This is a genomic window from Inquilinus limosus MP06 (genome assembly GCF_000767795.1).
GTDB classification, from domain to species: domain Bacteria; phylum Pseudomonadota; class Alphaproteobacteria; order DSM-16000; family Inquilinaceae; genus Inquilinus; species Inquilinus limosus_E.
On sequence record NZ_JANX01000045.1, the window covers coordinates 1 to 19,752 of the forward strand.

Here is a 19,752-nt window from a genome sequence, read left to right on the forward strand (position 1 = left end):
CGCCGTCGGAGCGCTGATGGAGTGCCATCGCCGCGGCATCGCGGTGCCGGACCAGGTCTCGATCCTCGGCTTCGGCGATTTCGAGATCGGCGGGCAATGCGTGCCGGCGCTGTCGACCGTGCGGATCGACGCCGAAGACATCGGCCGCCGCGTCGGCGCGCTGCTGCTGCGCGTCCTCGAGCCCCGGGACGGCGCGCCGGCACCGCCCCGGGTGATCGATGTCGGTTTCGAGATCGTCGAGCGGGGCTCAACGGCCAGGAGGCCCGGCCGCGCCTGACCCTTCCCGCTGCCCTGGAAGCCACCATCAAGACGGCAGAAGCCGCACCCCAACCTCAGCTCTGGGAGAAGTTCCATGCCCAAGATCGGTCTCCGCCACCTCATGGCGGGTTGTGCCCTGACCCTCGGCCTCGCCGCCACCCTGCCCGCCCAGGCGCAGGACACCCTCACCGTCTGGGTCACCAAGGGGTTCTACAAGGGCGAGGACGACGCCCTGCTGGCCCTGATCGACCGGTACCAGAAGGCCACCGGCGTCAAGGTCGAGCTGTCGCTGTATTCGACCGAGGACTGCATCGTGAAGTCGGTCGCGGCGGTCGAGGCCGGCACGCCGCCGGATGTCGGCTACTGCACCACCTATGATTTCCGCACCACCGGCCAATGGGCCTATGAGGGCCGGCTGGAGGATGTCAGCGACGTCATCAATCCGATCAAGGACCAGTTCCAGCCCGACGCACTGGCCACCACCTTCCTGATGAACGGCAAGACCGGGCAGAAGGCCTATTACGCCTTCCCAATCGAACGCCAGACCATGCACATCTTCTACTGGAAGGACATGCTGCAGGACGCCGGCTTCAGCGAGGCCGACATTCCCGGAACCTGGAACGAGTACTGGGACTTCTGGTGCGACAAGGTGCAGGGCGCCTTGCGCAAGAAGGGCAAGCGGATCTACGCCATCGGCCAGCCGATGAGCGTGGCCGCCTCCGACACCTTCTTCAGCTTCCTGACCTGGGCCAACGCCTACAACGTCAAGATCGTCGACGAGACCGGCAAGATCGTGCTCGACCAGCCGGAGAACCGGGCGGCCATGATCGAGGCGGTGAAGAGCTACAGCTCGATCTTCACCCGCGGCTGCACCCCGCCCTCCTCGGTCAACTGGCTCGACACCGACAACAATGTGAACTTCCACAACAAGACCACGGTGCTGACCCACAACGCCACGATCTCGATCCCCAGCAAGCACCTGGACGATTCGACCAACCAGACGCTGACCGAGGAGCAGCGGGCCCAGGCGAAGAAGAACTACGACGAGAACATCCGCACCACCCTGTTCCCGAAGAAGCCGGATGGCGGGACGCTGCCGAACCTGGCGGCGACCAAGACCGCGGTGATCTTCGCCGATTCCAAGAACAAGGCCCGGGCCAAGGAGTTCATGGCCTTCATGATGAAGGACGAGAACCTGACGCCCTTCGTCGAGGGCTCGGTCGGGCGTTGGTACCCGGTGACCAAGTCCGGCGCAGCCCGGCCGTTCTGGACCGACGGCAGCGACCCGCACCGGGCCGTGGTGTCGAAGCAGTTCACCGAGGGCACCGTGCCCTTTCCCTTCGTCTACAACTACCACTTCACCACGGTGAATGCGGAGAATGTCTGGGCCAAGGCGCTGAACCGCGTGGTCCAGGACGGAGTCTCGCCCGACCAGGCGGTCGATGAGATGATCGCCCGGATCAAGGAAATCGCTGGCTAGGACCGACCTGCCGGCCCGGCCCGCGCGCAACGCCGCGCGGGCCGGGCCGCAGCCCCTGCTCAGAGAGGATCCAGCCGATGACCGCGACCACGATCCATGCGACCCCGGCCGCCGCCCGCGGCAGCCACCGCCGCACCTGGGCGACCTGGGGCGCGATCCTGCTCATCCCCTATATCGCCGTGTTCCTGGTGCTGGTGGCCTATCCGGTCGGCTACGGCCTCTATCTCGGCGCCAACCCGGCCAGCTACCGCCGCCTGTTCGCCGACCCGATCTTCCTGACCGCGGCGGTCAACACCATCCTGTTCCTGCTGATCGCGGTGAATGTGAAGATGGTGATCGCGCTTGGCCTGTCCGGATTCTTCGCAGTGCCGCGCTGGTGGATCCGGCTGCTGCTGGTGCTGTTCATCCTGCCCTGGGCGGTGCCGTCGATCCCAACCATCCTGTCGTTCCGGGTCATGCTCAACCCCGAGACGGGGATGATCAACCAGCAGCTGTTCCAGCTGTTCGACATCTTCGAGGGGCCGCCCTGGCTGACCAGCCCGTGGCTGGCCTTCTTCGGCGCGGTCGTCGTCCATATCTGGAAATCGCTGCCGTTCTGGACCCTGATCCTGCTGACCGGGCGCCTGGCCATCGCCCGCGACCTGTATGAGGCCGCGGCGGTCGACGGCGCCTCGCGCTGGCAGCGCTTCCGCTTCGTCACCTGGCCGTCGGTCGCGGCGCTCTACGTCACCTCGACCATCCTGTCGACGATCTGGACGCTGGGCGACTTCAACAGCGTCTACCTGCTGACCGGCGGCGGCCCGAACGACAGCACCCAGGTGCTGGCAACGCTCGGCATCCGTTACCTGCGCAACAACAATCTCGATCTCGGCGTCGCCTCGATCATCGTCGCCATGCCGCTGATCCTGCCGCTGGTCTTCGTCATGGTGAAGCGCCTGTCCAAGGGAGGCGAGGCATGAAGCGCTGGCTCAACGAGGCGGCCCTGATCCTGATCGCCATCCCGGTGGTGCTGTGGACCGTGGTGCCGCTGTACCACCTGTTCGTCCTGGCGATCTCGCCGCAGGATGCGGTGCTGGCCGGCACGCTGTGGCCGGAGCACCCGACCTTCTCCAACTTCCTCACCGTGTTCCGGCAGCAGCACTACTATCTCAGCAATTTCTGGCTGCAGCTCGGCAACAGCTTCTTCATCGCCGTCACCACCGGGGTGGCGACCCTGTTCGTCGCCACCTGCGCCGCCTTCGCGATCAGCCGGCTGCGCGTGCCGGGCGGCCGCCATATCATGAATATGGCGCTGGCCACCTATCTGATCCCGGCCGCCTTCCTGGCCGTGCCGATGTACAAGACCATGGGCTCCTACGGCCTGCTCGACACCCAGACCGCGCTGATCCTGGCGATGATCGCCCTGGCCTCGCCCTACGCCATCTGGGTCCTGAAGCAGGCCTCGGACAAGCTGCCGCGCGAGCTGGACGAGGCGGCGATCATGGACGGCGCCAAGCCGCTGCAGATCTTCCGCATGGTCTATCTGCCGCTGATGCGCCCGACCCTGGTGGCGATCGGCATCTACGCCCTGCTGCTGGCCTGGAACGAGTATCTCTATGCCTTCCTGCTGCTGTCCAGCGAGAAGGCGGCGCCGCTGTCGGTCGGGCTGGGCCTGTTCCTGTCGGCCGACGATTCCCCGTGGAACCTGCTGATGGCGACCGGGCTGATCTACGCCGTGCCGCCAGCGGTGATCTACTACGTCTTCCGCAACGCCATGACCAGCGGGCTGACGGCGGGAGCGGTGAAGGGCTGACGGCAGGAACGAAAAAGGGCGGCCCCAAGGCCGCCCTTCCCGTTCGGACCTATCGGCGCTCTTACTTCGGCGTCGCCTCGGTCATGATCTGCTGCCGCGCCACCGCCAGCAGCGCGTCCATCTTCTTGCGCAGCCGGTGGTCGGACAGGTCGACGTCGTGGATCTTCAGGTCGGCATAGACCTTGTCGTGCACGTCCTCGTCGGTCTGCTTCTCGAAGTCGGACATGATGACCTCCTTCGCATAGGCCTCGGCGTCGGCGCCGGTCTTGCCCAGCAGCTCGGCCGCCCACAGGCCCAGCAGCTTGTTGCGCCGATTCTGGATCCGGAACAGGAGCTCCTGGTCGTGCTGGAACTCCGCCTCGAAAGCCTGGCCCCGCGAGTCGAACGTCGTCATGCCGTGTCCTTCCACCTGCCCGCGGCCGCGGGCGCACGTCGCATCATGGCGCAGGATATAGCGACTCTGGGCGCCGCGGTCACCCCCGAGGCAATAGGGAGCGTGCAATTGTTTAGCAGACGTGCGCTTGCTATATGTGCGCGGACGCGGACGTCCTGCCGGACGCCCCGACCCTTTTTGTTGGCATCACCGTGGACGTTTCGACATGAGCCGCCGCAGGCGCATCTACGAGGGCAAGGCCAAGGTCCTCTACGAAGGACCGGAGCCCGGCACGATCGTCCAGTACTTCAAGGACGATGCGACGGCGCATAATGGGACGAAGAAGGCGGTGATCTCGGGCAAGGGGGTGCTGAACAACCGCATCTCCGAGTACCTGATGACCCGCCTGTCGGAGATCGGCGTGCCGACGCATTTCATGCGCCGCCTGAACATGCGCGAGCAGCTGATCCACGAGGTCGAGATCATCCCGCTCGAGGTGGTGGTGCGCAACATCGCCGCGGGGTCGTTCTCCAAGCGCTTCAACGTGCCCGAGGGCACGCCGCTGCCGCGCTCGATCATCGAGTACTACCTGAAATCGGACGAGCTCAACGACCCGATGGTGTCGGAGGAGCACATCACCGCCTTCGGCTGGGCCAACGCCCAGGACCTCGACGACATCGTGTCGCTGTCGCTGCGGGTGAACGACTACCTCACCGGCCTGTTCCTCGGCATCGGCCTCAAGCTCGTCGACTTCAAGCTCGAATTCGGCCGTCTCTACGACGAGAACGACGAGATGCGCATCGTCCTGGCCGACGAGATCAGCCCGGACAACTGCCGCCTGTGGGACGTGCAGACCAACGAGAAATTCGATAAGGATCGCTTCCGCCAGGATCTCGGCGGCGTCCTCGAGGCCTATCAGGAAGTGGCCCGGCGCCTCGGCATCCTGCCGGAAGGAAGTGTCGTCGACATCCGCGAGAACCAGGTCGCCCCATGAAAGCCCGCATCCACGTCATGCTGAAGCCCGGTGTCCTGGACACCCAGGGCAAGGCGATCGGTCACTCCCTGCAGGGCCTCGGCTTCGACGAGGTCGGCGAGGTGCGGCAGGGCAAGGTGATCGAGGTCGAGATCGCCGCCGCCGACGCCGCCCAGGCCAAGGCGCGCCTGGACGAGATGTGCCGCAAGCTGCTGGCCAACCCGGTCACCGAGAGCTACACGATCGACGTCGTCGCCTGAGGCGGCTCCCCCTTTGTCATTGCCGGCCTTGACCCGGCAATCCAGGGGGTCGTCACACCACCGCGGAGGCCTGCGCCTCGAGATGGGCCGCCAGCCCCTCGGGCAGCTTCAGACGCGCCGCCAGGTCGTCGAGATAGGCCTTCTCGCGCGGGTCGTCCGCGTCGATCGCCAGCCGCGAGGCCAGCCAGATCTCCGCCGCCTGCTCCGGCGTCGCCGCCAGGGCCGCGATGGCGGCGATGTCGAGCGGCTTCGCCAGCTCGTCCATGACGAAGGCCTTCTCCTCGGTGCCGAGGCCGAGCTGGCCGATGCGGTCGAACAGCGCCTTCTGCTCGGTCGCGTCGATATGGCCGTCGGCCTTGGCCGCGGCGATCATCGCCCGCACCACCGCGATCCGCGCGTCGCCGCCGCCGACGGCGCTCTGCGTCTCCAGGTCGAATGGGCTGCGCGGCGGCGGCAGCGGGATCGGCTGCTGCGCCGGGGGCTGGGCCGGGGCCGGCGCCCGGTTGGCCGACCAGTCCTGCCAAGCCTTGTAGGCCAGGCCGCCGAGCACCGCGGCGCCGCCATAGCCGAGCATCGAACCGCCGAACTTGCGGACCTTCTTCGAACCGAGAAGCAGGCCGATCAGCCCGCCGCCGACGGCGCCGGTGGCCAGCGTGCCGAGATTGCCGGACAAGCCGGAGGGCTTGCCGCCGGGCTGCTTGACGCCGCCCAGGAAATCCTCGAACAGCTTCTTCGGGTCGATCACGCGCCTGTCCTCCGGTCGTTACACCGGATGGCAGATGGCCCGCCCGGCCGCGCCCGGCAAGGCCGGCGGGCGCTCAATCGGCCGGGCGCGACGACATGTCCGGTTCCCGCGGCACCCGGATGGTGCCGGCCGCGGCGGCGACGATCCAGTCGCGGAACGCCCGCACCATCGGCCGGCGCAGCGACCGCGTCGTGGCGACGAAGTGGTAGCTGGCCAGGCTCTGCACCGAAAGGTCGAGCGGCCGTACCAGCCGCCCCGCCGCCAAGTCGTCGGCCGCCAGCGAAAACACGACCAGCGCCACCCCCTGCCCTTCCACCGCCGCCTGGATCGCCAGCGACGAGTCGCTGATCCGCAGCCCGCGCACCCAGTCGACATCCGCCATCCCAACGGCGCGCAGCCAGTCGCGCCAGGGCGCCAGCGACTGGTCGTGCAGCAGCGTGTGCCGGCGCAGGTCGTCGAGCGTGCGCAACCCCGGCGCCCCGTCGCGCAGCGCCGGGCTACAGACCGGGAAGGTGTCGTCGGCGAACAGCCTGTCGCAGGCCAGCCCCTCCCAGCCGCCCTGGCCCCAGCGGATGGCGCAATCCGCCTCGCCGCCCTCAAGGTCCACGCGGTGCAGCGACGCCGTGACGTTGACGTCGATATCCGGATGCGCCGAGGTGAAGCCCTGCAGGCGGGCCGTCAGCCATTTCGCCGCGAAGGACGGGGTGGTGCTGATGGTCAGCACGCCGGCCGCGCGGCCCGGCGCGATCTGCGCCGTGGCGTCGGCGATGCCGGCGAGGGCGGCGCTGACCAGCGGCAGGTAGACGCGGCCGGCCTCGGTCAGTTCCAGGCTGTTCTCGCGGCGGTGGAACAGCCGGACCGACAGCCACTCCTCCAGCCGGCGCACCTGCTGGCTGACCGCCGCCTGGGTCACCGACAGCTCGGCCGCGGCGCGGGTGAAGCTGCGATGCCGCGCCGCCGCCTCGAAGGCCCGCACGCCGTTCAGCGGCGGCAACCGCCATGCCAAGTCCCGCCTCCCGGCCATAGGCCAAGTTTTTATTGGGCTAGGGCCAGACTATCCCGTTTGCGGCCGCGGCCGCCAGGACCGATCTTACAGGCACGGGTCGACCCCTGATCTGCAACCCCGATCAGGACCGTAGCCAATGACCAGCTGCTGCATCGACGAGCCCCGCCCCGCATCCCGGCGGCGGCCCTCGCCCCTCCTGTCCCTGCTCCGCCGCATCGCGGCCCTGCCGGCGCTGTGGTGCGCCCGGATCCAGGCCCGCGGCCGGATGCAACGCATGGACGACGAGACTCTGCTCGATCTCGGCCTGCGCCGCGACCAGGTCGAGACCATGCGCCGCAAGCCGTTCTGGCGGGAGTGAGTCCGGCCGCTTCGTGCCGTCTCGCCGATGGCGGGGCTGCGCGCCGCTCGGGGGCGGGCCGTGCTGAAAGGCTTCGGCGCCCCGCGGACCCATCCTATGATCTTCGCACGGCCGACTCTCTCCGGATTGCGTCGCCGGCCCCGGCAGCCCGCCGGGCCGGCGACGGCATGCGCGCCCTTGCGGCCGGGGCGAACCGAGACAAGGGATGGGCAGATGAGGCGCGACCTTCAGATCAAGACCGCGGACGGGACGGCCAAGGCGGCGCTGTTCCACCCCGACGGCGCCGCTGCCGGCGGCAAGGCGCTGCGCGGCGTCATCCTCTACATGGACGCGATGGGCCCGCGGGCCTCGCTGGCCGGGATGGCGCAGCGGCTGGCCGATTCGGGCCATGTCGTGCTGCTGCCGGACCTGTTCTACCGGTTCGGCGCGTACGGCCCGTTCACCGGCGCCTCCTTCGGCGACGAGACGGCGCGCGGGCAGATCATGACCATGCTGCGCGAGACCAGCCAGGAGATGACCCGGCGCGACACCGCCGCCTTCATCGACGCGCTCGATGCGGAGAAGGTCGCGGGCCCGATCGGCGCCGTCGGCTACTGCATGGGCGGCGCCCGCGCCCTGACGGCCGCGGCTGCCTATGCCGACCGGATCGGCGCGGCGGCCAGCTTCCATGGCGGCGGCTTGGCCAGCGAGGCGGCCGACAGCCCGCATCTGCTGGCGGAGAAGATCAAGGGTCGTGTCTATGTCGGCGTCGCCGGCGTCGACAACAGCTTCCCGCCGGAGCAGTCGGCGCGCCTGGCCGAGGCCCTGCGCCGGGCCGAGGTCGACCACATCATCGAGAACTATGTCGGCATGGCGCATGGCTGGGCGGTGCCCGACCACAGCGTCTACAATGAGACCGGCGCCGAGCGGCACTGGAAGCGGCTGCTGACCTTCTTCGCCGAGGCGCTGGCCTGAGCCGGCCCCTGCCGGCGGTGGTCACGCCGCCGGCAGGGTCATCGGCTCCTCCGGCGACGCCTCGGCCTCGGCGGCGACGGCGAACAGCCAGTCGCGGAAGGCCCGCACCAGCGGGCGGTTGAGGGCGCTCGGCGGCGCCACGAAATAGTAGGCGTAGTCGCTCTTCAGATGATCACGCGGCAGCGACTGCCAGAACGGCCGTACCAGCCGGCCGGCGCGCAGGTCGTCCATCACCAGCACCCGCTGGGCCAGCGCCACCCCCTGCCCCTCGATCGCCATCTGGATCAGCAGGGCCGAATCCTGGGTCCGCGGGCCGCGGACCCAGCCGAGATCCTCCATCCCCGCCGCCCGCAGCCAGTGCTTCCACTGCACCAGCGTCTCGTCGTGCAGCAGGCGAAAGCGGCGCAGATCCTCCAGCTGGCACAGCCCGGCCTCGACCAGCGCCGGGCTGCACACCGGGAAGGTGTCCTCGGAGAACAGCTTCTCCGCCACCACGCCTTCCCAAGCGCCGCTGCCGAAGCGGATGGCGCAGTCGACATTTTCGCGGCTGAAATCGACCAGCCGGCCCTCGGCGTCGAGATTGACGTCGATCTCCGGCTGCTGCTCGTTGAAGGACGGCATCCGCGACACCAGCCATTTGCGGATGAAGGACGGGATCGCCGACACGGTGAGGATGCCGGAATGCGGCGGCGGCCGGATCCGGGCGGTGGCTTCGGCGATGGCGTCGAAGGCGTCGCGCAGCACCGGCAGATAGGCCCGGCCGGTGTCGGTCAGCTCCAGCCCGCCCTCGGTCCGGTCGAACAGCTTGGCGCCCAGCCAGTCCTCCAGCCGGCGCACCTGCTGGCTGACCGCCGCCTGGGTCACCGCCAGCTCCTCGGCGGCGCGGGTGAAGCTCTCGTGACGGGCCGCAGCCTCGAAGGCGCGGACGCCGTTCAGCGGTGGCAGGCGACGGCGCATAGGTTCCCTCATCGGCTCGATAGATTCTCTTATCCCATCCACGAGAATATCCTGTTTGCGGTTTGTTCTCCAGATCGCGATCATCAAGGCATTCCCGACGACCGAATGAACGCCCCGCCGGAAAGGGAAATGCCATGACGACCGCCTGCACCGACCACGCCGCCATCCAGCCTCGCGCCTCCGTGCCGGCCAGCCGTTCCGGGCTGCGCGCCCTGATCGGCGCCGCCGCATCCGCGCTGGGGGCGCGCCGCCTCCCTCGGCTGCCAATCGAGGCGCTTGACGACCACATGCTGCGCGACATCGGCGTCGACGGGCCGGCGCCCGCCAGCGACCCGCGCGACCTGCTTCTCCGCCTGTAGCCTTTACCCTGCCTTTGAGCCACCTCGGGCCGGATCCGCCGCGGATCCGGCCTTTTCATTGCCGAAGGAGCCGGGATCCGTCCTCCTGAGGACACCGCCCGGTGTATCCCGGGTGACACGCGGCGACTGCCGGAGGCGATAGGGTCGAGTCTCATCAACCCGCGATGGAGACGACCATGACCCTGTCAGTTGCGGACCGCGGCGCGCGCAGCGGCGCAGCCGATAGTGCGAGCGATCGACGGCGTGGCGGCTTGAGCCGGCTCGGAGGCGCCGTGGCCGGTCATCTGGCCCGGTGGTCGTTCCGTCACCAGACCCGGCGCCAGCTTCGGATGCTGGACAGCCGCATGCTCAACGATATCGGGCTGTGCCGGGACGAGGCGCTGGCGGAAGCGCTGAAACCCTTCTGGCGCGCATGACAGCACATCCTGCGCCGCCCTTGCCAAGGCCCGGCGGGACCGCTACATCCCGGCCATGCAAGCCGCCGTCATCGTCTTCCCGGGATCGAACGCCGACCGAGACCTCGCCGTGGCACTCTCCCACGCGACCGGACGGCCGACCCACATGGTCTGGCACCGCGACACCGAGCTGCCGCCGACCGACCTGATCGCCATTCCCGGCGGTTTCTCCTATGGCGACTATCTGCGCTCCGGCGCGATGGCGGCGCAGTCGCCGATCATGGGCGCGATCCGCGAGGCGGTGGCTCGCGGCGTGCCGACCATCGGCATCTGCAACGGCTTCCAGATCCTGACCGAGGCGGGGCTGCTGCCCGGCGCGCTGCTGCGCAATGCCGGCCTGAAATTCGTCTCCCGCACCGTGGCGATGCGGGTCGAGACCTCGAACAGCCCGTTCACCCGCGGCTACAATGCCGGGCAGACGGTGCGCATCCCGATCCAGCACCATGACGGCTGCTACTTCGCCGACCCGGACACGCTGAAGCGGCTGGAGGACGAGGACCGCGTCGCCTTCCGCTACATCGCCGACGAGGACGGCCGCGGCAACCCGAATGGCAGCCTGAATGACATCGCCGGCATCCTGTCCGAGAACCGGCGGGTGCTCGGCATGATGCCCCATCCCGAGCGCGCCGCGGAGCCGGAGCACGGCAATTCCGACGGCCGCGCCATGTTCGAAGGCCTGGCGCAGATCCTTTCATGACCGAACCGTCCAACGCCCCCCAGGAACCGGAAGTCACCCAGGCGCTGGCGGCCGAATTCGGCCTGACCGCCGACGAGTTCGCCCTGACCCAGACGATCATGGGCCGGATGCCGACGCTGACCGAGCTCGGCATCTTCTCGGTGATGTGGTCGGAGCACTGCTCCTACAAATCCTCGCGCCGCTGGCTGAAGCAGCTGCCGACGACCGCCCCCTGGGTGATCTGCGGCCCCGGCGAGAATGCCGGCGTGATCGACATCGGCGACGGCCAGGCCGCCATCTTCAAGATGGAGAGCCACAACCACCCGAGCTTCATCGAGCCCTATCAGGGCGCGGCGACCGGCGTCGGCGGCATCCTGCGCGACGTGTTCACCATGGGCGCGCGGCCGGTGGCGAACATGAACGCGCTGCGCTTCGGCAGCCCGGACCACCCGAAGACCCGGCACCTGGTGGCCGGCGTGGTCGAGGGCATCGGCGGCTACGGAAACTGCGTCGGCGTGCCGACGGTGGGCGGCGAGACCAACTTCCACGCCTCCTACAACGGCAACATTCTGGTCAACGCCATGACCGTGGGCGTGGCCTCGACCGACAAGATCTTCTATTCGGCCGCCGGCGGCGTGGGCAACCCGGTGGTCTATGTCGGCTCCAAGACCGGGCGCGACGGCATCCACGGCGCCACCATGGCCTCGGCCGAGTTCGACGAGGCGTCGGAGGAGAAGCGCCCGACCGTGCAGGTCGGCGACCCCTTCACCGAGAAGCTGCTGATCGAGGCCTGCCTGGAGCTGATGGCCACCGACGCCATCGTCGCCATCCAGGACATGGGCGCGGCCGGCCTGACCTCCTCCTCCGTCGAGATGGCGAGCAAGGGCGGCTGCGGCATCGAGCTGGACCTCGACCACGTGCCGCAGCGCGAGACCGGCATGGTCCCGTACGAGATCATGCTGTCGGAGAGCCAGGAGCGGATGCTGATGGTGCTGAAGCCCGGCCGCGAGGCCGAGGCCGAGGCGATCTTCCGCAAATGGGAGCTCGACTTCGCCGTCATCGGCCGGGTCACCGACACCGGCCGCATGGTGCTGAAGATGCACGGCCGGACCTGGGCCGACATGCCGGTGGCGGAGCTGGTCGACGCCTCGCCGAACTACGCCCGGCCGTGGGAGCCGACGCCGAAGCAGCCGGAGATCGCGGCCGCGTCCCTGCCCCTGCCGGAAACGCCGGAGGCGGTGCTGACGCGCCTGCTGGCCTGCCCCGACCTCGCCTCCAAGCGCTGGATCTGGGAGCAGTATGACAGCCAGGTCGGCGCCGACACCGTCGCCCTGTCCGGCCAGGCCGACGCGGCGCTGGTGCGGGTGCACGGCACCGGCAAGATCCTGGCCATCACCACCGACTGCACGCCGCGCTACTGCTACGCCGACCCCGAGGCCGGCGGCGCCCAGGCCGTGGCCGAGGCGTGGCGGAACCTGACCGCCACCGGCGCCCGGCCGCTGGCGATCACCGACAACATGAACTTCGGCAACCCCGAGAAGCCGCGGATCATGGGCCAGTTCGTCGGCTGCATCCAGGGCATGAAGGCAGCCTGCGAAGCGCTTGATTTCCCGGTCGTTTCCGGCAATGTCTCGCTCTACAATGAGACCTCGGGCGAGGCCATCCTGCCGACCCCGGCGATCGGGGGCGTCGGCCTGATCGAGGCCGGCGGGCGGCATGTCCGGCTGGGCTTCAAGGCCGCCGGCGAAGCCATTGTCCTGATTGGCGAAACCCAGGGCCATGTCGGCGACTCGCTCTACGCCCGCGAGATCCATGGCCGCGAGGATGGCGCGCCGCCGCCGGTCGATCTGGCGGCCGAGCGCCGCAATGGCGATCTCGTCCGCGCGCTGATCCAGGACGGCACGGCCACCGCCTGCCACGACCTATCCGATGGCGGCCTCTATGTCGCCGTGGCGGAGATGGCGATGGCCGGGCGGATCGGCGCCACGGTGGATCTGCCGGCCGAGGCCGGGCTGCTGTTCGGCGAGGACCAGGGCCGCTATCTGGTCACCACAGCCGATGGCGAGGCGCTGCTGGCGCGGGCCCGGGCCGCGGGCGTGCCGGCGCAAATCATCGGCCGCACCGGCGGCGATGTGTTGAAGCGCAAGGACGGCAGTGCCATATCCGTGGCTGAGCTGCGCCGCGTCAACGAGGCGTGGCTGCCCGGCTACATGACCGATATCGTCCAGGCTGGAGAAGCGTGAGATGGCGATGGACCCGGCGGAGATCGTCCGCCTGATCAAGGATGGCCTGCCCGGCGCCGAGGTGCGGATCGAGGATCTGCGCGGCGACGGCGACCACTACGCCGCCTATGTCACCAGCCCCGCCTTTGCCGGCAAGAGCCGCGTGCAGCAGCATCAGATGGTCTATCAGGCCCTGGGCGGCCGGATGGGCAATGAGCTGCACGCGCTGATGCTGCACACCTCGATCGCCGCCGAAGCCTGACCCTCAGCCAGCGAGTACCCCCCATGGACAACCCCGTCTTCGAGCGCATCCGCAACGACATCGCCGGCACCGACGTCGTCGTCTACATGAAGGGCACCCCGGTGTTCCCGCAGTGCGGCTTCTCCGCCGCCGTGGTGCAGGTGCTGACCCATCTCGGCGTGCCGTTCAAGGGCATCGACATCCTGACCGACCCCGGCCTGCGCCAGGGCATCAAGGAATTCTCGAACTGGCCGACCATCCCGCAGGTCTATGTCAAGGGCGAGTTCGTCGGCGGCTGCGACATCATTCGCGAGATGTACCAGACCGGCGAGCTGCAGGAACTGCTCGAGGGCAAGGGCGTCGCCGTCGCCGCCCAGGGCTGAGACCAGCCCCAAGGCCATCCGCGTCAGACAAGATGCCCGCCCCCTCTCTGGGGGCGGGCATTGTCGTTTGAGCCCGAGCCGGCTGCTACAGCAGGAAATCCGCCGCCACCAGGGCCGGCGTGCCGGTCAGCTGGATATGGAAGTCGGACACGCCGTCGCCGTTGACATCGCCGGCGATCGCGGTCACGCCGGGGCTGAGCACGGCGAAGCGCAGCTCGCCGGCATGGTGGGTGAAAGCCGCGTTGCCGATGAAGGTGAACGCCTGGTTGTCGGCCACGGCGGTGTTGGCATCGATCGCGGACGGGTCAATGCGGTCCCCCTCGGCATGGTTGAAATCGGTGATCCGGTCGGCATTGGCCCCGACCTCACTTTCCGCGACGGCACCATAGACGAAGCGATCCGCACCGGCCCCGCCGGTCAGGGTATCCTTGCCGCCCAGCCCGACCAGGGCATCGTCGCCACCCCGCCCCCAGAGGAGGTTGTCCGTGGCAGATCCGGTCAGGATGTCACGCTGGAAGGTCCCGGCGACATTCTCGATGCCCGCGAAGCGATCGCCTTCCGCCTCGCCCAACACCGCGAAGCCGGCGCTCAGAGCAACGGAGACGCCGACCGCACCCGAGTAGTCGACGGTATCGACGCCGTTGCCCCCGACCAGCATGTCTGCTCCGGCCCCGCCCTGCAGCACGTCGTCGCCGTTGCCGCCGTCGAGCGTGTCGTTGCCGGCCTCGCCATAGAGGGTGTCGTTGCCGGCCAGGCCGGACAGGACGTTGTCGTAGGCCGATCCGATCAGGGCGTCGCCGAAGCGGCTGCCTTCGAGATTCTCGATCTCGTACAACCGATCGCCTTCGGCATCGCCGCCATAACCCTCCCCGACGCCGGTGGCGTCGCCCTCATAGGAAGAGTCGACGAGCACGAACACCTCCGTGCCGCTGTCGTAGTAGGAGGCGGTGTCGACACCGTCGCCGCCGATCAGGATGTCGGCCCCGGCGCCCCCGACCAGATAGTCGTTGCCATAGTCGCCCCGCAGCGTATCGGCGCCGCCATAGCCGGCCAGATAGTCGGCGCTGCCGTTGCCGTAGAACACGTTGACGGCGTCGTTTCCGACCAGCGTGTCCTCGCCATAGGTTCCCCGGACATTCTCGATCCCGAACAGCCGGTCGCCTGCGGCATCGCCGCCGACACAGGTGAAGCCGTCGAGGCCGAGGAAGATCCCCACGCTGCCGTAGGCGTAGTTCACCGTATCGATGCCGGAGCCGCCATTCATGGCATCGGCCCCGGCACCGCCCTCGAGGAAATCGTCGCCTGAGCCGCCATTCAGCGTGTCGTTGCCGCCGCTGCCGACAAGGAAATCATTGCCGCCATAGCCCGAGAGAACATTGTCGACCGGCGACCCGATCAAGGTGTCGTCGAAGGATCCGGTCCCCTGAATGTTCTCGACACCGAAGATCAGATCGCCCTCGGCATCCCCGCCGAAGCCGTAGCCCCAATAGTCGTCATACCCCAGGGTGACATAGACCCCGGCGTTGCCGTTATAGTCGATCGTATCAATCCCATCCCATCCAAGCAGCCAATCAGCCCCCGCCCCGCCCTCGAGGAAATCGTCCCCAACCCCGCCCAGCAGACCATCGTCCCCTCCATGGCCGTATAGAGAATCCCCACCAGATCCCGCGGAGATTGAATTGTCACCGTCATCACCATCGATGCGAGCCATTGCCGATCCTCCTCGATATCATTGAAGTGATATTCAGGAACTGCGGATGATCATTTCGGAAGGCGGCTTCGCAGCCGCATGATTCCAGATAGCCCAGGATCCGGAGCCATGGCGTCATCCGAATGGATGACGCAGCCTACAATGGACTTAAATTCCTTCTGGAGAACCAGACCTGAAACGGCACAGGCCCTTCCGCGGCGCGGCGCCATCGGCGCCACCGGGCCTGCAGCAATGGTTCGAAATCCGCACAGGACAAGGATGCCCGCCCCTTCCGGGGCGGGCATTGTCGTTTGAGCCCGAGCCGGCGCCTACAGAACGAAATCCGCCGCCACCAGCGCCGGCGTGCCGGTCAGCTGGATGTGGAAGTCGGACGTGCCGTCGCCATTGACGTCGCCGGCGATCGTGGTGACGCCGGGCGCGGAGACGGCGAAGCGCAGCTCGCCGGCATGATGGGTGAACAGGCCGGTGCCGATGAAGGTGAAGGCCTGGTTGCCGGCCAGGCCGGTGTTGGCGTCGATCGCCGAGAGATCGATGCGGTCGCCCTGGGTGTGGCTGAAATCGGTGATGCGGTCGGCATTGGCCCCGACCGTGCTGTCCCCGATGGCGCCGTAGACGAAGCGGTCGGCGCCGGCGCCGCCGGTAAGCGTGTCCTTGCCGACGCCGCCGGTGAGCACATCGTTGCCATCGCCCCCCGCCAGCGCGTCATTGCCGCTCCAGCCTTGCAGGGCGTTGGCGCCGGCGTTCCCCACCAGGCTGTCATTGCCCTGGCTGCCGCTGATGTTCTCGAAGTTGTACAGCGTGTCGCCCGTGGCGTCGCCGCCGCTGGCGGTGCCGGTCGCCAGGTTGACCGCGACCCCGACCGAGCCGGTGAAATAGCTGACGGTGTCGACGCCGGCGCCGCCATCCATGTAATCCGCCCCGGCATCGCCCCGCAGGCCGTCATTGTCGGCGCCGCCATAGAGGTAATCGTTGCCGGCCGCCCCCGAGAGCGAGTCGTTGCCGGCATCGCCGTAGAGGCTCTCGGAATCGGCCGACCCGATCAGCGTGTCGGCGCCGTCGCCGCCATAGCCGTATTCGTTGCCGCCGCCGCCGGTCTCGATCCTGTCGTCACCGGCGCCGCCATACATGTAGTCCCGGCCGACGCCACCCCTGAGGATGTCGTTGCCGTCATTCCCCGACAGGCTGTCGTCGCCTGTGCTGCCGCCCACCGTATCGGCGCCGGCCCCACCGTTGAGGCTGTCGTTGCCCGCAGCCCCGTTCAGGGCATCGGCCCCATCGCCGCCATAGATGGAATCGTTTCCGGCGCCGCCCGCGATACTGTCATTGCCCGTCCCGGCGTAATAGGTCATCAGCTCCATGTTGACGGCGCGGCTGCCGTCGCTGCCCGCCGCCCCGTTCAGCACGAAGGTGGCGCCGACGGTGGTGGTGCTGCGGTCGACATAGAGCGTGTCGGTGCCGGCGCCGCCGTCGACAATGTCGGCGCCGATCCCGGTGGCGATATAGTCATCGCCGTCGCCGCCGGCGATCGAGTCATTGTCGGCCCCGCCATAGAGCGAGTCGTTGCCGCCATAGCCGTAGATCGTGTCGTTGCCGGCATCGCCATACAGGCTTTCGGCATCGTTCGAGCCGACCATGGTGTCCTTGCCGTCGCCGCCTGCGCCGTAATCGCTGCCACCACCGCCGGTCTCGATCCGGTCGTCGCCGGCATTCCCATACAGATAATCCCGACCGAGTCCGCCGCGGAGGGTGTCGTTGCCGTCATTCCCCGACAGGCTGTCGTCGCCGTCGCCGCCCGCGAGCGTGTCGGTGCCGGCGCCGCCATTGAGGGTGTCGTTGCCCGCCGCGCCGTTCAGGACATCGGTGCCGTCATAGCCATAGATGGAGTCGTTGCCGCCGGCCCCGGTGACGGTGTCGTTGCCCGACCCGGCATAGTAGGTCATCACCTCCATGTTGATGGCCCGGCTGCCGTCGCTGCCGGCCGCGCCGTTCAGGGTGAAGCTGACCCCGGTGGACGTGGTGCTGCGGTCGACATAGAGCGTGTCGGTGCCCGCCCCGCCATCGACGACGTCGGCCCCGATGCCGGTGGCGATGTAGTCGTCGCCGTCGCCGCCGGCGATCGCGTCGTTGTCGGCGCCGCCGTAGAGGGAATCGTTGCCGGCATAGCCGTAGATCGTGTCGTTGCCGGCATCGCCGTACAGCGTATCGGCGTCGGACGACCCGACCATCGTGTCCTTGCCGTCGCCGCCGGAGCCGTAATCGCTGCCGCCGCCACCGGTTTCGATCCGGTCGTCGCCGATGCCGCCATACATGTAGTCCCGGCCGGCGCCGCCCTTGAGGGTGTCGTTGCCGTCATTCCCCGACAGGCTGTCGTCGCCGTCGCCGCCGCCGAGCGTGTCGGTGCCGTTGCCGCCGTTGAGATTGTCGTTGCCGGCGGCGCCGTTCAGGACATCGGTGCCGTCATAGCCGTAGATCGTGTCGTTGCCGCCGGCCCCGGTGATGGTGTCGTTGCCCGACCCGGCATAATAGGTCATCACCTCCATGTTGATGGCCCGGCTGCCGTCGCTGCCGGCCGCGCCGTTCAGGACGAAAGTGACGCCGACGGTGGTAGTGCCGCGGTCGACATAGAGCGTGTCGGTGCCCGCCCCGCCATCGACGATATCGACCCCGACCCCGGTGGCGATGTAATCGTCGCCGTCACCGCCGCCGAGATTGTCGTTGCCGGCGCCGCCGTAAAGCGAATCGTTGCCGGCCGCGCCGGTGATGGTGTCGTTGCCGTCATCGCCATAGAGGCTCTCGGCATCGGCCGATCCGATCAGCGTGTCGTTGCCGGCGCCGCCCGAACCGTAGTCGTTGCCGCCGCCACCGGTCTCGATCCGGTCGTCGCCGTCGCCGCCATACATGTAGTCCCGGCCGGTGCCGCCGCGGAGAATGTCGTTGCCCGCATATCCCTGCAGGGTGTCGTCGCCCGCCAAGCCGTCGATAGTGTCGGCGCCGGCGGTTCCGGTCAGATTATCGTTGCCGGGGGTTCCTGGGATGATCGCCATCGTGACTATGCCTTCTGTTCAAATCGCCGGATGTCCAGGCCGGCCCCGGCGCAACGCCATCAGCCCGGGCCGAGGCCCGGGGGCGCGCCGGCGGGCCGCGTGCCTGAAGAAGAACGCCGAGCCTGACGTGAAACGAGGCGTTCGGCATCATCCGAACGGAGGGTGCGCCGTTCGGGAAGGATGTGTATCTTTGCCGCCCCTCTTTTCGATCCGCCTCTGACCGGCGGCCGCAGCCGCCGGGTCCGCGTCATGCCGAGCCCTGGACCCTGGCATGACGAGGTGGGGCGGGCGGTGACGCCCCGCCCCGGTCCAGAATGGCGGCCAACCGCCCGGAGCCGACCGGCGCGGAGCCGTTTCGTGCCAGGAGGATGCCCGTGGTGTCGACAGCCGAGCAGGATCGGGAGGCCCGAGCCGTGCCCCATGATCTCTCCGACGAGCTGCTGATCGACGCCGAGGTCGACGACATCCCGACGCCGGCAACGCCGCTGAAGACCGGTTGGCTGCTGGTCGTCAGCTTGGTGCTGATCGCGCTCAACCTGCGCCCGGCTCTGTCCAGCCTGGGCCCGGTGCTGAAGGAGATCATCGCCGATACTGGCCTGTCCGCCGGCGGCGCCAGCCTGCTGACGACCGCGCCGGTGGTCTGCCTCGGCCTGTTCGGCGTGCTGGCGCCGCGGATCAGCCGGCGGCTAGGCACCGAGCGCGCCGTGCTAGCGCTGCTGCTGGTGCTGGCGGCCGGCACCGCGCTGCGCGGCCTGGGCACGACCCCTGCCCTGCTGCTGGGCGCCATCCTGGCCGGCGCCGGCATCGGCGTCACCAACGTGCTGCTGCCGGGAATCGTCAAGCGCGACTTCCCGGACAAGGCGCCGCTGATGACCGGGGTCTACACCATGGCGCTGTGCGCCGGCGCCGCCCTGGCCGCCGGCGCCACCCTGCCGCTCGCCCGGGCCGCCGACGGGTCCTGGGCCGTGGCCCTGGCCTTCTGGGCGGTTCCGGCGGTCATCGCCGCGATCGTCTGGCTGACGCAGATCCCGCCGCGCCAGGGCCCGGCCGCCCATGCCGGCTTCACCGTGCGCGGCCTGTGGACCGACCCGCTGGCCTGGCAGGTGACGCTGTTCATGGGCCTGCAATCCTCGCTGGCCTACAGCGTCTTCGGCTGGCTGGCGCCGATCCTGCGCGACCGCGGCATCGACGGCGTGGCCGCCGGGATCATGGTCTCGGTCTCGATCATGGTGCAGGTCGCCGCCGCGCTGGTGGCGCCGTCGCTGGCGACGCGCGGCCGCGACCAGAAGCTGGCCGCGGCGCTGTGCATGGTGTTCTCGATCGTCGGGTTCCTGGGCTGCATCTTCGCGCCGCTGGGCACGATCTGGCTGTGGATCGTGCTGCTCGGCATCGGCCAGGGCGCCGCCTTCGCCGTGGCCCTGACCCTGGTGGTGCTGCGCACGCCGGACGCCCATGTCGCGGCCCATCTCTCCTCGATGTCGCAGGGCGTGGGCTACACCCTGGCC

General features: G+C 68.7%; 21 protein-coding genes. 15 read left to right on the plus strand and 6 right to left on the minus strand.

From position 1 onward, the window contains the following. The 4 genes from P409_RS06095 to P409_RS06110 all read left to right on the plus strand — a co-directional run. A partial coding sequence (locus tag P409_RS06095; protein WP_034832998.1) for a substrate-binding domain-containing protein occupies nt 1-277 on the plus strand: 277 nt, incomplete at its 5' end. A 75-nt stretch (nt 278-352) separates the two neighbouring features. Beyond that, the gene (locus P409_RS06100) at nt 353-1,738 is read left to right on the plus strand and encodes an ABC transporter substrate-binding protein (protein ID WP_034833001.1); all 1,386 of its coding nucleotides are present in this window, start codon (nt 353-355) and stop codon (nt 1,736-1,738) included. Between the two features lie 77 nt (nt 1,739-1,815). After that, nucleotides 1,816-2,697 carry a carbohydrate ABC transporter permease gene (locus tag P409_RS06105; protein WP_034833003.1) on the plus strand — a complete coding sequence of 294 codons (882 nt, stop codon included), beginning with the start codon at nt 1,816-1,818 and terminating at the stop codon, nt 2,695-2,697. Then, nucleotides 2,694-3,530: a carbohydrate ABC transporter permease gene (locus P409_RS06110; RefSeq protein WP_034833005.1), complete on the plus strand. Its 837-nt coding sequence runs from the start codon at nt 2,694-2,696 to the stop codon at nt 3,528-3,530. Before P409_RS06105 ends, P409_RS06110 begins: the two co-directional genes overlap by 4 nt. A 61-nt stretch (nt 3,531-3,591) precedes the next feature. Here P409_RS06110 and P409_RS06115 read toward each other — a convergent pair whose 3' ends face one another. Continuing rightward, on the minus strand, nt 3,592-3,924 hold the full coding sequence (locus P409_RS06115) for a DUF1476 domain-containing protein (RefSeq protein WP_034833006.1): 333 nt from the start codon (nt 3,922-3,924) through the stop codon (nt 3,592-3,594). Between the two features lie 205 nt (nt 3,925-4,129). Here P409_RS06115 and purC point away from each other — a divergent pair, with 205 nt between their 5' ends. Then, nucleotides 4,130-4,897, plus strand: a complete 768-nt coding sequence (purC, locus tag P409_RS06120) for a phosphoribosylaminoimidazolesuccinocarboxamide synthase (RefSeq protein ID WP_034833007.1) — start codon at nt 4,130-4,132, stop codon at nt 4,895-4,897. Beyond that, nucleotides 4,894-5,136 carry a phosphoribosylformylglycinamidine synthase subunit PurS gene (purS, locus tag P409_RS06125; protein WP_034833008.1) on the plus strand — a complete coding sequence of 81 codons (243 nt, stop codon included), beginning with the start codon at nt 4,894-4,896 and terminating at the stop codon, nt 5,134-5,136. The genes purC and purS overlap by 4 nt, the downstream gene beginning before the upstream one ends. 52 nt (nt 5,137-5,188) lie before the next feature. Here purS and P409_RS06130 read toward each other — a convergent pair whose 3' ends face one another. Together P409_RS06130 and gcvA are read right to left on the minus strand one after the other, a co-directional pair. Further along, nucleotides 5,189-5,881 carry a tellurite resistance TerB family protein gene (locus tag P409_RS06130; protein ID WP_152613259.1) on the minus strand — a complete coding sequence of 231 codons (693 nt, stop codon included), beginning with the start codon at nt 5,879-5,881 and terminating at the stop codon, nt 5,189-5,191. 73 nt (nt 5,882-5,954) lie between these two features. Beyond that, entirely contained in the window at nt 5,955-6,887 is a 933-nt protein-coding gene (gene gcvA, locus P409_RS06135) for a transcriptional regulator GcvA (RefSeq protein ID WP_081991309.1), read from the minus strand. A gap of 136 nt (nt 6,888-7,023) precedes the next feature. Between gcvA and P409_RS06140 the strand changes: the two genes are divergently transcribed. Both P409_RS06140 and P409_RS06145 read left to right on the plus strand, forming a co-directional pair. Further along, complete coding sequence (locus P409_RS06140; RefSeq protein ID WP_034833009.1) at nt 7,024-7,245, plus strand: DUF1127 domain-containing protein; 222 nt, start codon at nt 7,024-7,026, stop codon at nt 7,243-7,245. A gap of 213 nt (nt 7,246-7,458) precedes the next feature. Next, complete coding sequence (locus P409_RS06145; RefSeq protein ID WP_034833010.1) at nt 7,459-8,199, plus strand: dienelactone hydrolase family protein; 741 nt, start codon at nt 7,459-7,461, stop codon at nt 8,197-8,199. Between the two features lie 21 nt (nt 8,200-8,220). On the opposite strand, the gene P409_RS06150 is transcribed toward P409_RS06145, so the two are convergent. Then, entirely contained in the window at nt 8,221-9,156 is a 936-nt protein-coding gene (locus P409_RS06150) for a transcriptional regulator GcvA (protein WP_034833011.1), read from the minus strand. 134 nt (nt 9,157-9,290) lie between these two features. On the opposite strand from P409_RS06150, the gene P409_RS06155 reads away from it, so the two are divergent. From P409_RS06155 to grxD, 6 genes are all read left to right on the plus strand, one after another. After that, nucleotides 9,291-9,515, plus strand: coding sequence for a hypothetical protein (locus tag P409_RS06155; protein ID WP_034833013.1), 225 nt, complete (start codon nt 9,291-9,293; stop codon nt 9,513-9,515). A 176-nt stretch (nt 9,516-9,691) separates the two neighbouring features. After that, a complete protein-coding gene (locus P409_RS06160) occupies nt 9,692-9,931 on the plus strand; it encodes a DUF1127 domain-containing protein (protein ID WP_081991312.1) in 240 nt (79 codons plus the stop codon). A gap of 55 nt (nt 9,932-9,986) precedes the next feature. Then, nucleotides 9,987-10,667 (plus strand): phosphoribosylformylglycinamidine synthase subunit PurQ, encoded by a 681-nt coding sequence (gene purQ / locus P409_RS06165; RefSeq protein ID WP_034833017.1) that lies wholly within the window; start codon nt 9,987-9,989, stop codon nt 10,665-10,667. Continuing rightward, nucleotides 10,664-12,889, plus strand: a complete 2,226-nt coding sequence (gene purL, locus P409_RS06170; RefSeq protein ID WP_034833018.1) for a phosphoribosylformylglycinamidine synthase subunit PurL — start codon at nt 10,664-10,666, stop codon at nt 12,887-12,889. Before purQ ends, purL begins: the two co-directional genes overlap by 4 nt. Before the next feature lies 1 nt (nt 12,890). Continuing rightward, nucleotides 12,891-13,130 (plus strand): BolA family protein, encoded by a 240-nt coding sequence (locus tag P409_RS06175; protein ID WP_034833020.1) that lies wholly within the window; start codon nt 12,891-12,893, stop codon nt 13,128-13,130. A 23-nt stretch (nt 13,131-13,153) separates the two neighbouring features. After that, on the plus strand, nt 13,154-13,492 hold the full coding sequence (gene grxD, locus P409_RS06180) for a Grx4 family monothiol glutaredoxin (RefSeq protein WP_034833022.1): 339 nt from the start codon (nt 13,154-13,156) through the stop codon (nt 13,490-13,492). Between the two features lie 85 nt (nt 13,493-13,577). Here grxD and P409_RS06185 read toward each other — a convergent pair whose 3' ends face one another. After that, nucleotides 13,578-15,203, minus strand: a complete 1,626-nt coding sequence (locus P409_RS06185) for a calcium-binding protein (RefSeq protein ID WP_052120088.1) — start codon at nt 15,201-15,203, stop codon at nt 13,578-13,580. A gap of 308 nt (nt 15,204-15,511) precedes the next feature. After that, nucleotides 15,512-18,247, minus strand: a complete 2,736-nt coding sequence (locus P409_RS06190) for a calcium-binding protein (protein WP_052120089.1) — start codon at nt 18,245-18,247, stop codon at nt 15,512-15,514. 413 nt (nt 18,248-18,660) lie between these two features. On the opposite strand from P409_RS06190, the gene P409_RS06195 reads away from it, so the two are divergent. Beyond that, the coding region (locus tag P409_RS06195; RefSeq protein WP_034833032.1) for a CynX/NimT family MFS transporter at nt 18,661-19,752 on the plus strand (1,092 nt) is incomplete at its 3' end.